This window comes from Zarconia sp. (assembly GCF_057467645.1).
On the sequence record NZ_JBRJXU010000088.1, the window covers coordinates 15,873 to 29,671 of the forward strand.

The following is a 13,799-nucleotide window of genomic DNA, read 5'->3' on the forward strand; positions in this document are numbered from 1 at the left end:
ATTAGTTTAGCTAAAACAAATAATGATATCATAAGTGTATGAATATCAGGATGGAGGGTTATACCGATCGCCTTGTCAAGATGCGATCGCGTTTCTAAGTATTGGTAATGGTTCCAGGGCAACGAATAATTCAGGCCGCTTTGTTCGTCGGGATTCTGTATTTCTACATCCCCACCACGGGATTTAGAGAACGGGCGATAGAACCCGCTCGAGAGCCGCCCGGACTATCGAATTGGCTCAAAGCCTCTAGCCCAGAGAAGTTCAAACTCCATCCCCACTCGAAATCGGCTGCTTTTTTGCCCCTCGCTCCGATCGCCTTCGAGAACGCTACCACCGCAGGTCGACTCTTCAACGAGGGAATGCAGCTCTATATTGAAGGTCAAAGCGACAGGACGATCGCGCCCTGGCGAGGGGCGATCGAGAAATGGGAAGCCGCCCGGACTTTGGCTGGGGAGCAGAACGATCTGAGTACGAAAACCCTCGTCCTCTCCTTTCTCGGTTCCACCTATACCCACCTGGGGGCGTTAGACAAAGCGGTTGCCACCTATTTAGAAGTCTTACCCCTGTACGAACAGCAGGGCGATCGCAATTCCAAAGCCAACATCCTTACCAGCCTCGCCGAAGTCTACGCCGATCTGGGTCAGTATCAAGAAGCCATCGACACCTACCAAACCGCTCGATCGATTTGGAGCGAACTCGACTACCGCACCGGAGAAGCGAGCGCCCTCAACGGTCTCGGTCAGGTTTTCGCTCAACTTGGCGATGCCGAACGAGCCTTAACCCTCTACGAAGAGGCACGGGTCATTGCGAGGGAAGTGAATGATGGGGAAGGGTACGAAGCCTCGATTTTGCTCAATGTGGCGGCGGCGTACTCCCAGCTAGAAGAATACCAACAAGCGCAAGAAACCTACGACCGTATTTTGGCGACTTGGGAGCAACTTGAAGGGGAAAGCACGACCCAACTCATCGTGACCCGCAAAAAAGCAGCCACCCTCAACAATCGCGGTCATACCTTACGCGCCTTGGGGCAAGATGCCGAAGCCTTGGTTGACTACGAAGGGGCGCTATCCCTGTGGCAGCAAGTGGGAGACCGGCGCGGGGAGGCCAGTACCCTGACCAATATCGGCGTTTCCTATGCCAATTTAGGAGACGCAACTGAAGCCTTCGACTACTACGAACGAGCACTGCCCTTGCGGCAACAAGTGGGAGACCGACGGGGGGAGGCCGAAACCCTGTATCGGATGGCGCGGGTGGAACGGGAACGGGGCGATACCCAAGCCGCCCTCGATCGCATCCAAGGGGCGATCGAAATTATCGAAACCCTGCGCAGCCGCACCAACATCGCCAGTGAAGGGTTGCGGACTCGCTACTTCGGCACGGTTCAAGACCTCTACGAATTTTATATCGACCTGCTGATGGAATTTCACCGGCAGCAACCCGATGCCGGATACGACGAGCAAGCTTTGCACGCAGCCGAACGCACTCGTACCCGTACCCTGTTGGAACTGTTGGAGGAGTCGGGAATTGATATTCGCCAGGGGGTCGATTCCAAATGGCGCGATCGAGAACGCAGCTTGCAGCAGCAAATTAACGGTTTGGCGCAACGACAAACCACCCTCCTCAGCGGCGAGCATACTGAAGAGCAAGCCGCAGAAATCGCCACGGAACTGCAAACCTTCTTGGGAGAACTCGACACCGTTCGCGGAGAAATCCGCCGCCTCAGTCCCAGTTACGCTGCCCTCACTCAACCCCAGCCTCTGGATTTAGCGGGGATGCAAAAACAGGTACTCGATGAGGATACGTTGCTGTTGCAGTATTTTTTAGGGAAAGAGCGCAGTTACCTTTGGGCAGTGTCCTCCGATTCGATGACGGCTTACGAACTACCACCCCAAACGGAAATCGAAGGAGCCGTGCGAAATGTGCGGACGGTGATGACCTCCGCGCGGCAGCGACAACGCCCGGAAAAAGTGGCCCAGGTGACTCGGGCATTGAGTGAAATGGTCGTGATGCCGGCGGCCGATCGGATTCAAGCGTTCGATCGATTGGCAGTGGCAGCCGATGGCGTGTTGCATTACGCACCCATCTCGGCACTGACGATTTCGGCAGCAGATTATATCCCCCTGGCGATCGAGCGGGAAATTGTCAATTTGCCCTCAGCATCTGCCCTCGCCACGATGCGCGATCGGGTCGAAAATCGCGATCGCGCCCCCAAAACCATCGCCCTAATTGCCGATCCGGTGTTCGGTGGCGAAGACGATCCTCGGCTGCAAAACCTATTCGACCCCGAAGAAGAACAAATTGCCGACCTGAACGACGACCCCCTCCTGGTGGCTTCTGCCCGCGATACGGGTTTGGGGGTACCGCCCACTCGCCTCCCCGGTACGGAACGAGAAGCGCAAACCATTGCCGCCCTGATGCCCGAGGATGCGCAACTCCTGGAGGCGATCGGATTTGATGCCAACCGGGCGATCGCCACTAGCGACGAGTTGCGCGAGTACCAGACGATTCATTTCGCCACCCACGGCTTTTTTAACAGTATCAACCCCGGTTTGTCGGGACTGGTGCTCTCCCTGGTGGATCGATCGCGCATCCCTCAAAATGGCTTTTTGCGATTGCACGATATTTACAACCTGGATTTACCGGCAGAGTTGGTGGTCTTGAGTGCCTGTCAGACGGGTTTGGGTAAGACGATTCAAGGAGAAGGAATCGTGGGACTGACGCGGGGCTTTATGTATGCGGGGGTTCCGCGCATCGTGGTTAGTTTGTGGAGTGTAGACGATCGGGGCACGGCGGCGCTGATGAGTGAATTTTACCGGCAAATGTTGCAAGAGGATTTATCTCCCGCAGCGGCATTACAGGCAGCGCAACGGGAACTCTGGCAGCAGGATGAATGGAAATCCCCCTATTACTGGGCGGCATTTGAGGTGCAAGGGGAATGGCGGTAAGGGATGAGCTTCGGGGGCTTTGGAGGCAAAAGCCGTAAACAAACGTCAGTTTTGCTGAAGCCGTCTCGCCGCGATGCCGACTCTGGATGACGTTCGGGCGTTGGACAAGCCTCTTGAAAGCCAGATATAGCGCTACGCAAATGTGTTAGGACATCTACAAAATCTACAAGCTATAAATAGCAAGGTTTTGACTGATGGCTGAATCCTGATAGTGCGTGGGCTTACTGCTATAGCGGTATTCACTGTAGTTAGGACACCTCCAACAATCGTATCGTTGGAAACGCGAGCAAGATGCTCGCACTATTGTCCTAACCCGACTGAATACGGCTATAGCTGGGGAGAACAATACTCCCTTCCCCATTCCCCGTTCCCCGTTCCCCGTTCCCCATTTCCCACTCTCACTTATGACTGACCAGACGCCGCTGCCAGGGAAACTCGCCTTTGAGGATTTTAAAAAATCCCCCTTGGAAATTATCGATGTAGGTAAACAGTACCGGAACCACCACTAGGGTGAGCATCGTCGAAGTGGAGAAACCGCCAATCACGGCGATCGCCATGGGAGAACGGACTTCACCGGTAGCGCCCAACTCCATGGCAATGGGCATCATTCCGGCGATGGTGGAAATAGCCGTCATGAAAATCGGGCGCAGGCGGGAAACCCCCGCTTCTACAACTGCCCGGAACTGAGGCAATCCTTCTTCTTGATTGGCCAGGGTACAATCGACCAGCAAAATTGCATTTTTGGTCACTAATCCCATCAACAAAACAATGCCGATGAGGGCGAACAATCCTAATTCTTTTTGCGTCAGAAGTAGGGCCAGTAATGCACCGCCAATGGATAAAGGAAGTGCCACCAAAATGGCAAAGGGATAGAGGAAGTTATTGTAGAGCAGAACCAGAATGGCGTAGATACACAGCACTGCCAATCCCAAAGCGCCCAGGAAGCGAGAGAAAATATCGATCATAATTTCGGCATCCCCCGAAGGCTGCTCGCTCACGCCGGCCGGTAGGGGATTCATGGCGGGAAGGGCTTGGACGGCTGCCACCGCATCTCCAAGGGACATCCCCTGTAAGTTGCCTTCCACGGAGACTTGACGGGCCCGATCGAACCGTTGAATTTGGGCCGGGCCGCTACCGAGGGTAATCGCCGCGACTGAGGAGAGGGGAACCAAACCGCCGCGATCGGTGGGAATTTGCAGGTTTTTCAGGGTCTCGATATCGTTGCGATAGCGTTCGGCCAGTTGGATGCGAATGGGGATTTGTCGATCGGGAAGGTCGAATTTCGCCAGGTTGGCCTCGTTGTCCCCGAGGGTGGCGAGTTTTGCCGTCTCGGCGATCGCCCGTACTGAAACTCCCAAATCAGCGGCCCGCTCGAAATTGGGTTCGATAGAAATCTCCGGCTTCACCAAACTCGCGCTAGAAGTGACTTCCACCAAACCGGAAATTCCCCGCATTTGAGTTTCCAGGTCTCTTGCGGCTTGTTGCAAGGCTTCGGGGTTTTCGCTTTTGAGAACGATCGAAACATCCTTGCTATTTCCCGCGCCACCTCCGGCTTCAAAACTCATCCGCGCCCCTGGAATCTCGGCAAACTGACGGCGCATGAGGGCTTCAAATTCTTTTTGGGTAACCTCCCGTTCGTCTTTCGGTTGCAGGTTAACGCTGAGGGTGGCTTCGTTAATTTGACCGTCGGTTCCGGCGTTGCCGATATTGGCGAATACGTTTTTGGTGGCTGGGTGTTGCAGTAAGATTTGCGTCATCCGATCGGTCACCGCTTTGGTTTGCGCTAATGTCGAACCGGGGGGAAGTTCCACCTGAATCGTACTCAAACCCCGATCGGGACTGCTAAACAGTCCTTTAGGAATATAGGGAACCAGTTGCAAGCTGGCGAGAAAAAAGGCGATCGCAATCAGCAGCGTGGTGATTCGATGGCGTAGGGCCCAGGTGAGGGCGCGCCGGTAGGGTCCGGGTTTTTTGAGGGACGCGGAGAGGGACAAATCGGATGAGTCAGAGGAGTTTTCTGAAAGACCCCGGGGTTTGAGGAGATAGGCCGCCAGCATCGGTGTCATCGTCGTCGCCACCAGGGTCGAAAACATGGTGGAAACAGCAACAGTTACCCCAAAGGGTCGGAAAAACTGACCGGGAACCCCACCCATAAACGCAACGGGGAGGAACACGGCGACGATGGTGGCAGTTGTTGCCACAACCGCCAGACCGATTTCCGCCATCCCATCGAGGGCAGCTTGGAAGGGTCGTTTGCCGCGATCGAGATGGCTATCGATATTTTCGATGGTACAAATCGCATCATCCACCAAGTTCCCCACCGCCAGAGATAGCGCCAGCAAACTCATCCCATTGAGCGTGTAGTCGAGGGCTTGCATGACGAAAAAGGTGGGGACGATCGACAGCGGCAGCGCCAATCCAGTAATCAGGGTTGCCCGCCAATCCCGCAAAAATAGCCCCACCGTCGCCGTCGTCAGGAGGCAGCCCAAAATCAGGGCCATGATGGTGTCGTCGTAGGATTCCCGGATGGAATCGGCGCGGGTGAAGAGGAGTTCGATGTCGATGTCTTCCGAGAGGATGCCATTTTGCAATTTTTCGACTTCCTCGCGCACCCCTTCTTCCACGGAAACGAGGGTACTGCCGGTACTGCGGAGAACGTTGAAGGCCACCACCGGCACGCTGACATCGTCGGAGGCGGTAAATTCGGCTAACTGCCGGGGTTCGGCAAAACTATCGGTGACGTCTCCCAAAGCCGAGAGGGGAATGGAATCGCCGTTGGGGAGAATGATGGGATAGTCTCGTAACTCCTCAACCGTTGGGGCGCTGCCAAGGGTACGAATGCTTTTCTCGCTGCCCCCCGTTTCCGATCGCCCTCCGGAGAGGTTGGTGTTGAGGGCGCGAATGCGATCGTTGACTTGAGTGGCGGTAATGCCCAAAGCCGTGAGGCGATCGGGGTTGAGTTGGATCGAAATTTCGCGATCGACGCCCCCCACCCGATCGATTTGCGCCACCCCCGGTACGCTCAGCAGGGCGCGGCTAATTTGCCGATCGACGAGGTTGCTCAACTCCTCCACCGAACGCCGATCCGATCGGACGGCATAGGCCATAATCGCCCCCCCGGAAAACTCCAACCGCTTCACCACCGGATCGTTAATATCGGCCGGTAAATCCTGGCGAATTTCCGAGACGGCATTGCGCACGTCATTGGTGGCGCGATCGGTATCGGTTCCCAGGTCGAAGTTAATCACTGTCGTCGAAACCCCTTCGACAACGGTCGATCGCAACTCGTCGATATTCCCCAATCCCGCCACGGCATCTTCCACCTTCCGCGTCACCTGGGATTCAAGTTCTGCCGGTCCCGCTCCTGGCTGGCTGACATTTACGGAAACAACGGGAATATCGATATTCGGGTTTTGGTCGATCCCCAAAGTCTGAAACGACATCCAGCCAATGACAGTCAAGATGAGGAATAAAACCAGGGTAGGAACGGGACTTTTAATCGACCAGGAGGAGATGTTCATGGATTAGGGGGAGAGGGGGGGGACGGGGAGAGGGGGTGATGGGGTGATGAATTCAACATTCTCCCCAATTCCGAATTCCGAATTCCGAATTCATCAATCGCTCACCGTGACGCGATCGCCATCTTTGAGGTATCCCGCGCCGGAGACGACGATTCGATCGCCCTCATTTAAGCCGGCGATAATTTCGATCCTCGCATCGGTCAAATCTTGGGTGTCGTCGCCGATGATTTCGCCAACGGTGACGGTTTGGGCGATGGCGATGTTCTCTTCGGTGAGTTTGTAGGCGATTTTGCTGCCGTCGGGTTGGGGAAGTACCGCCTGGGCGGGAACGGTGAGACCGGGGGCGGTGTCGGTGGCGATGGTCGCGTTGAGGAACATGCCGGGGCGCAACAGGTCGCTGGCTGGGAGGTCGATTTCCACGATCGCCTCCCGGGTGGCTTCATCGAGAATCGGAGCAATTTCCCGTACCGAACCCCGCAAGTTCAGGCGATCGTCGGCATCGGAGGTAATCCGAACCCCCATTCCCGGACGCACTTGAGGGAGGAGGGTTTCGGGCACTTCCGCGTCGAGTTCCAAGGCCCCGTTGCTGATGATGGAAAAGAGTTGAGTGCTACCGGTTACATCTCCCACCTGAGCGAACCGTTCGGCGATAATGCCGCTTTCGGGGGCGCGCACCAGGGTTTGTTCGAGTTGGGTTTCGAGTTGGTTGACATTGGCAATTTCCCCGAGAACCCCGGCCTGGGCGCTGTCGGTACTCGCCGTAGAAGCGAGCACGTTGGCATCGGCACTTTCGAGGCGGGCGCGGGCGCTCTCCACGTTGGCTTGGGCGTTGTCAACATTGGCTTCGGCGTTCGCGAGGGTGGCGCGGGCATTGGCTTCGTTAGCCTGGGCGTTACTGACCTCCGTCTGAGCCGCCGTAATATTGGCGAGCTCGACTCGCACATCCTCGCGGGCTGTTTTGACATCCGTCTGACGAACTTCCGCTTCTTGCTGGCTGACTGCGCCGCTAGTTGCGAGATTTTGGTAGCGCTGGTATTCCCGCTCGGCTTGGTCTTGTCTGGCTTGGGCTCGAGCGAGTTCCGCTTGGGCTTGGACGATACCCGTCCGGGCGCGTGCGGTTGCAGCTTGGGCTTGTTCGACCCCCGCTTCGGCTTGGGCGACTCCGGCTTGGGCCTGTTCGACTCCCGCTTCGGCTTGGCTGACTCCCGCTTGGGCTTCTAGGCGGGCGGCTTCGGCTTGGGCGATTCCCGCTTCGGCTTGGGCGACGCTCGAGTTGGCGGAGGAAATTTGAGATTGGGCGCGATCGATCTGGGTTTGCAGTACGGCATCGTCGAGGACTGCCAGGATTTGACCCGCTTCCACGTAATCCCCTTCATCTACCCGAACTTCCAGAATTTGCAATCCGTTCGTCTGGGGCAAAATCGGCAGCAGATTCCGAGGGCGGACGGTTCCAGTCACCTCGAGGGTACGTTCGACTCGGGCGGCTTCGACGAGAGCTGCGCTGACGGTTTGGGTGGGAGCGGTGACTTGTGGAGTGGGTGGGGGCGCTTCCTCCTGGGAGGGACGATTGGCGGCGCGTCCGGCGACAAATGCTAGAGCGAACCCAGCGGCTAAGCCGCACAACAATGCCCGCCAGGGAATTCCTCCTTCTCGGCGCGGGGGTTTCTCTAAGCCCGACTGGCGCTCTCGTTCGAGCTGAGTTTCGAGTTGCTGCACCGCCTCTTGAAGCTCGCCTTCCTCAGTATCCCCTGTTTCCATAGATCGAGAGACTCCAGTCTCCGATAGTTTTTCGTACGCCACTGTCTTTCTCTACCCCTACTTGCGTGCACCGAGTTGAGTCGGATGTAGTTTACAAATATTTACTTTCTACTTAATATTTTGACGCAGATCGTTCAATTTGACATGGAATTAGGCCAGAAATTCGATCGGCTCGATCGATTGTGGAGGTTGGGTGAGGGTTTGCGATCGTCAAGTGACGTTCGCGGTACATTAAAACTGAAGTCGAAACTGCGAGGCGTGTTTCGAGATGAAAATTACTTTAAAACAAATTGTTGTTCCCCCTGGAAGTCAACTTCTAATTGAAGATATTAGTTGGTCGGCTTACGAAAAGATTCTGGCAGACTTAGGTCACGATCGCACCACCCGAGTGAACTACAGCCAAGGTGTTTTAGAAATTATGAATCCCCTGCCCGAACATGAGGATGACAAGGTGATGATAGGAGACTTTATCAAAGTCATCTTAGAAGAACTCGATCTCGAATTTAGAAGTTTGGGGTCGACGACGTTTAAAAGTCAGGCAATGGATGGCGGTGTAGAAGCTGATGATTGTTTTTATATCGAAAACGAACCCAAAATTCGCGGTAAAAAACGCATAAATTTAGACATCGATCCACCTCCGGACTTAGCGATCGAAATTGATATTACATCTCGCACGACACTCCAAAATTATTGCGTGTTAGGGGTGAAAGAGCTTTGGAAGTTTGATGGGAAAGCGTTGAGTATTTATCGACTCGATGGTGGTGAATACGTGCAGTTCAATACCAGCTACTGGTTTCCAGGATTACCACTGGCTCAAAAAATTCCAGAATACCTCGAGCGAAGTCGAATTGAAGGTAGAAATGCAACGATGAAACAGTTTAGAAAGTGGGTCAATCGGAGCGTTGAATAGTATGGCCTCGATTGGGATATAAATTATCGAAGTTCGCGCTGGTATCATTACACATTTTCAGTCATGGGGAATCGGGAATCGGGAATCGGGAATAGAAAAACCTCTTTCTTCAAGAGTATAAATAAACCTGCGCGAAGCGCTATAAATTTAGGATAGGAAGTCAAAAGCTCGAATCGTATCGCGTTCGAGTTCAAGAGTGTGATTCAAAATCATGTTGCATTTCTCTTGAGGGTCGACAACTAAAATTTGAACTTCGTTAAATGAAATCGAGTCATCACCATATTCATCCTCCACGGTAATGCAATTCGATCGAGTTAAGAGAATATAGAGTAAATTATCTTTGACCTGCATGAGGAGATTTGCATCCTGCACTCGAAACCGTTCTGATTCTTCTAAACCAGCCGTCATGAGAGGCAGTAGATCGATATACTTTTCCAATGAAATCGAAGTGCGATTGCCCGTCACTTTGGCAAGATATACCCGTTCGTTCTCTTCTTGAAAAATTGCCCAGGCTGGCTCAGTTTTCGTTATCGCAATAATTTCAGTCCCCGAACGAGCATCTAGATAATTCGAGATTTTGCTTTCACCATTAAGTCTGCCATTTTGAAAAATGTGGAATTGACCGCGAATGAGTGCATCGGAACCATCGTCAATATTAATATTCTGACCGTATCCGCCGCGATGACTGTAAGAATGGAGAATATACCATAACGGATTAGAATCCTGAGTATTCAACCATTGTGCGTCGAGATGGATGTAGCAGTCGATAATTTCTTGGCGATCGATAATTTGAAGATTCCTCAAATCCGAAATATCGACTTTAAAAATAAAAACGGGATATTCAATATTGTCGAGTAAATAGGCAATATTTTGATGAATGAAGATATCGTGAGCATTTTTCTTATAACTGCCCCAGGTCTGCAAACCCACCCGACCTAAAATATTGAATGTTGGATTTAAATCTTTGAGAGCGATAAAATCTCCTTCGCTACTGATGAAAACATCTTCTCTATAAATTTCTAAAGCTGCGATATGTTGAAAAATTCTGCGATCGACTTCTTCGAAGGTGAAGTTGAGTTGAATCAGATAAGAATCGTGTTTTCCTCGAGCGTCTAAATGATTGATAACGACGAAAATATAGGAGGACGTGCGCGCAATTCGATCGATGGTGTATTTGCCGTGGCGATCGATATCGAACAGCGTATTTTTGTCGATGGCAACGTATTGCCGAGTTCGATCGTCGAACATCAACAAATGGAGTTGGTTGCGAGAACCAAGGATGAGGGCTGGAAGTGCGATCGAATCCGTCATTTAACTCGATTCTAATTAAATAGAGTTCCTATTCTCAATTCGGATACACTGTTAGATCGATTTCATTTCCATTCTCATCGATTTCAAATACCCAATGCGCTTCCAAGAAAATAGACTCTTCTTTTTTGATAAATCTCATAATTTCATAGAGCGCTGGCTCGTCTTGTAGCTTGGTGCTAATTATCAGTCGCCAGTTATTTAAAGATTTATCGACACCCACTCCTTTTTCAGTACATTCAGCAAACGTATTGTCACCTTTATTCCAAAATGTTGTTTTGATTTCTCGAGTGACTTGAGCGTCGCGATCGATAATCCTCAGATGAGTCTTGGAAATGCGATCGAGTTCGATATCTAAATAATCGATTGCACGATCGTATTCTGGAACGCAATCCCATTCTACTTTCTCATCGGGTTCGATATAGTCGTAGTCAAAATACTCTTCAGGAGAAAATTCAACCGTTATCCATTCTGGAGAGTCAATCGTTTTATAGTCAATCAAAATTTGTACGGTCACGATCTTTCAGTTGGAGCACTTCTAAGCCCTCTTTAAAACAAATCCTTTTTCCCCCGCAACCGCCCAAACGTCCGCACCGGTTCTTCCGTTCCCATCGCCCCTTGCAAACTCGGTTCGTCCCAGCGCAAAAAAGGATTCGTTTGCTTCTCGATGCCCAGTAAAGACGGAACCGTCGCCTCGTTTTGGCGGCGCTGTTTCCGTACCGCCTCGAATCGCCGTTGCAAATCCAGATTCCCCCCATCCACCGTCAGAGCAAATTTGAGATTGTTGAGCGTGTACTCGTGGGCGCACCAGACGCGGGTGTTATCGGGAAGTTGCCGCAATTTGCTCAGGGAGTCTACCATCTGGGCGGGAGTTCCCTCAAACAAGCGGCCACAACCCCCGGCAAACAGGGTATCGCCACAGAACAATTCCCCTGTCTCGGTTGGGGTTTCTGGGGGGAAATAGTAGGCGATGTGAGCGCGGGTATGTCCCGGTACGAAGAACACTTCTCCCTGGCGACGGGCAAACTCAACCCGATCGCCCTCTTGCAAAAACACCTGCTGTCCGGGAATTCTACCCCGATCTTCGACTCCGCCATAAACTGTCAGTTTAGGAAAATGCTGCAACAGTTTGGCGTTGCCGCCAACATGATCGCCGTGGTGGTGGGTATTGAAAATCGCCACTAATTCGGCATCCAAGCGACGCAATCGATCCAAAACCGGATCGGCAACGGCGGGATCGACAACGGCGGCTTGACGCTGCCCGGCATCGTAGAGGAGAAAAATATAGTTATCGGAAAGGACGGGGAGTCGGAAAACTTGCACGGTTTATTGGCCTAACTATTACGATACGGATATGGAACAAAGTCAATCGTACCGCGTCGAATTGGGTATCGATCGGGGTTTTGAAAACGTTCCAAGGGAACTCGCACAATCCCACTGAACGCCATGTGCGACTTAATTCTCCAAAACCCCCTCGCTCGGGGTCAAAGGGAAAGGGGGAAGGGGAAAAGAGGGATAAGTCTACTCGATCGCTCTATGGCGAGGGCCTAAAGTTGCACACCGCGTACATAGGGAAATTGTATCGAATGGGCTGGGGGTTTAGCTGGGAGTTTTAGATCGACAAATCCACAGGTTTCGATGGTTTGGATGCTTTCCGGTCGATGTTGGAGACAGAGGATATTTTGCATCGACTTGGCGGAATGTCAGCAAGAGATCGAGCGAATGTTTACCCGATCGACTACGATAAATAATACTTCACTCAGTCTATTGAAAAGGTACTCGCACGATTGAAGTTTTGAGTCGGCTCGTTTGGATAACAAAAGGAAAATTGTTTAGGTGGGCTTCGGTCGATTCGAAAATTTTTAAACCTGCCGCAGAAAAACCGAGAAAAAATTCGGAAAAATATAAGTATTCGTGCGGTCATCTATCAGCTTTTAATGCTTAATCTCAGCCAAAAACTTAGGATTTTTAGCTGAGTCTAGGTTAAAGTACATTGCTCGACTGAAGTTTTAAAATAATGACTAACGGCTAATAGCTGAATGCTGAAAAAAATCGTGACGAATAGCAACGCAATTAATTTTTTTTCCAATCTTAACGCTTCAAATTCTTGATTTTACGCATGATAAAGCCCCAGATGACGCACGAGACTTTCTCTAAATTAATGTGGGCGATCGCTCAGAGTACTTGGATTGTCTTTCTCCCCGTGGCGACCTTTGCCGAATCGATCGTACCGGAAGCTGATAGCACCGGAACCCTGGTCAATCCTGAAGGCGATCGATTTGATATTGAAGGGGGAGAACTATCGGAAGATGGCGCCAACTTATTTCATCGTTTCGAGGAATTTGGATTAGAAGAAGGGCAAACAGCGAACTTTATTTCTTACCCAAATATCGAAAATATTTTGGGCAGTGTGACCGGGGGAAAGGCAAGTTATATTGATGGGTTAATTCAAGTTTCTGGCGGAAATTCTAATCTTTTCTTAATTAATCCAGCCGGTATCGTTTTTGGCGACGGTGCGAGCTTAAACGTGACCGCTGATTTTACCGCGACGACGGCCACGGGAATTGGCTTTGATGGCGGTGGCTGGCTCGATGCCCTGGGGGAGAATAACTGGTCGAATTTGGTGGGAAATCCCGAGGCCTTTGATTTCGCGACGACGAATCCGGGGGCGATCGTCAATGAAGGGAATTTAGCCGTTTTAGCGGGTAATAATTTGAATTTATTCGGGGGGGCGATCGTCAATACGGGAACCCTAGAATCCGCCGACGGAAATATTTCCGTGACGGCCGTTCCGGGGGAAAATATTCTGCGGTTGAGTGCCGATGGTAACGTTCTCAACCTAGAGGTCTATCCAACAGATTCCAATCCTCAATTAAACCCGCTTTCTTTACCGGAGTTACTGACCGGAGGAGATGGGGAAGACAGTGCGAGTCAAATTACCGTGGGCGACGATGGAACCCTGAGTTTAGCCAGTTCAGATGCCGTTATCAAACCGAGATCGGGCGATGTGATTCTCGGCGGCGAACTCACGGTTCGTGGCGAGAACCGTCAAATTACCTCAACGGAAAATTCAGGGCAACAAACGATCCAAGTTTTAGGCGATCGCATTGCCTTACTCGGTGCAACTCTCGATGCTTCGGGAATCGACGGTGGGGGTAATATTTTCATCGGGGGCGACTTTCAGGGGCTAGGTACGATTCCCAACGCCCAGGTTACCTTTGTCGATGCCCAAACCACAATTTTTGCCGATGCATTGCAACAAGGGGATGGGGGACGAGTCATCCTTTGGGCAGACGATACTACCCAATTTTTCGGCAATATTAGCGCCCGAGGCAGTTCTTTCCCCACACCCCACAC

General features: G+C 51.9%; 8 protein-coding genes. 3 read left to right on the plus strand and 5 right to left on the minus strand.

The genetic code is table 11. From position 1 onward, the window contains the following. The first annotated feature begins 107 nt into the window (after positions 1-107). Positions 108-2,945: a CHAT domain-containing protein gene (locus tag AC2215_RS13275; RefSeq protein ID WP_486810489.1), complete on the plus strand. Its 2,838-nt coding sequence runs from the start codon at positions 108-110 to the stop codon at positions 2,943-2,945. Between the two features lie 398 nt (positions 2,946-3,343). Here the strand turns inward: AC2215_RS13275 and AC2215_RS13280 are convergent, their stop codons facing one another. Beyond that, positions 3,344-6,466 (minus strand): efflux RND transporter permease subunit, encoded by a 3,123-nt coding sequence (locus AC2215_RS13280; RefSeq protein WP_486810490.1) that lies wholly within the window; start codon positions 6,464-6,466, stop codon positions 3,344-3,346. A 93-nt stretch (positions 6,467-6,559) separates the two neighbouring features. Continuing rightward, the gene (locus AC2215_RS13285) at positions 6,560-8,224 is read right to left on the minus strand and encodes an efflux RND transporter periplasmic adaptor subunit (RefSeq protein WP_486810491.1); all 1,665 of its coding nucleotides are present in this window, start codon (positions 8,222-8,224) and stop codon (positions 6,560-6,562) included. A gap of 268 nt (positions 8,225-8,492) precedes the next feature. Between AC2215_RS13285 and AC2215_RS13290 the strand changes: the two genes are divergently transcribed. Next, positions 8,493-9,134 (plus strand): Uma2 family endonuclease, encoded by a 642-nt coding sequence (locus AC2215_RS13290; protein ID WP_486810492.1) that lies wholly within the window; start codon positions 8,493-8,495, stop codon positions 9,132-9,134. A 147-nt stretch (positions 9,135-9,281) separates the two neighbouring features. On the opposite strand, the gene AC2215_RS13295 is transcribed toward AC2215_RS13290, so the two are convergent. The 3 genes from AC2215_RS13295 to gloB are packed head-to-tail and all read right to left on the minus strand — an operon-like array spanning position 9,282 to position 11,765. Next, positions 9,282-10,445, minus strand: coding sequence for a hypothetical protein (locus AC2215_RS13295; RefSeq protein WP_486810493.1), 1,164 nt, complete (start codon positions 10,443-10,445; stop codon positions 9,282-9,284). Between the two features lie 34 nt (positions 10,446-10,479). Then, a complete protein-coding gene (locus AC2215_RS13300; protein WP_486810494.1) occupies positions 10,480-10,959 on the minus strand; it encodes a hypothetical protein in 480 nt (159 codons plus the stop codon). Between the two features lie 32 nt (positions 10,960-10,991). Then, on the minus strand, positions 10,992-11,765 hold the full coding sequence (gene gloB / locus AC2215_RS13305; protein ID WP_486810495.1) for a hydroxyacylglutathione hydrolase: 774 nt from the start codon (positions 11,763-11,765) through the stop codon (positions 10,992-10,994). An 811-nt stretch (positions 11,766-12,576) separates the two neighbouring features. On the opposite strand from gloB, the gene AC2215_RS13310 reads away from it, so the two are divergent. After that, positions 12,577-13,799: two-partner secretion domain-containing protein (locus AC2215_RS13310; protein ID WP_486810496.1), on the plus strand; the 1,223-nt coding region annotated here is incomplete at its 3' end.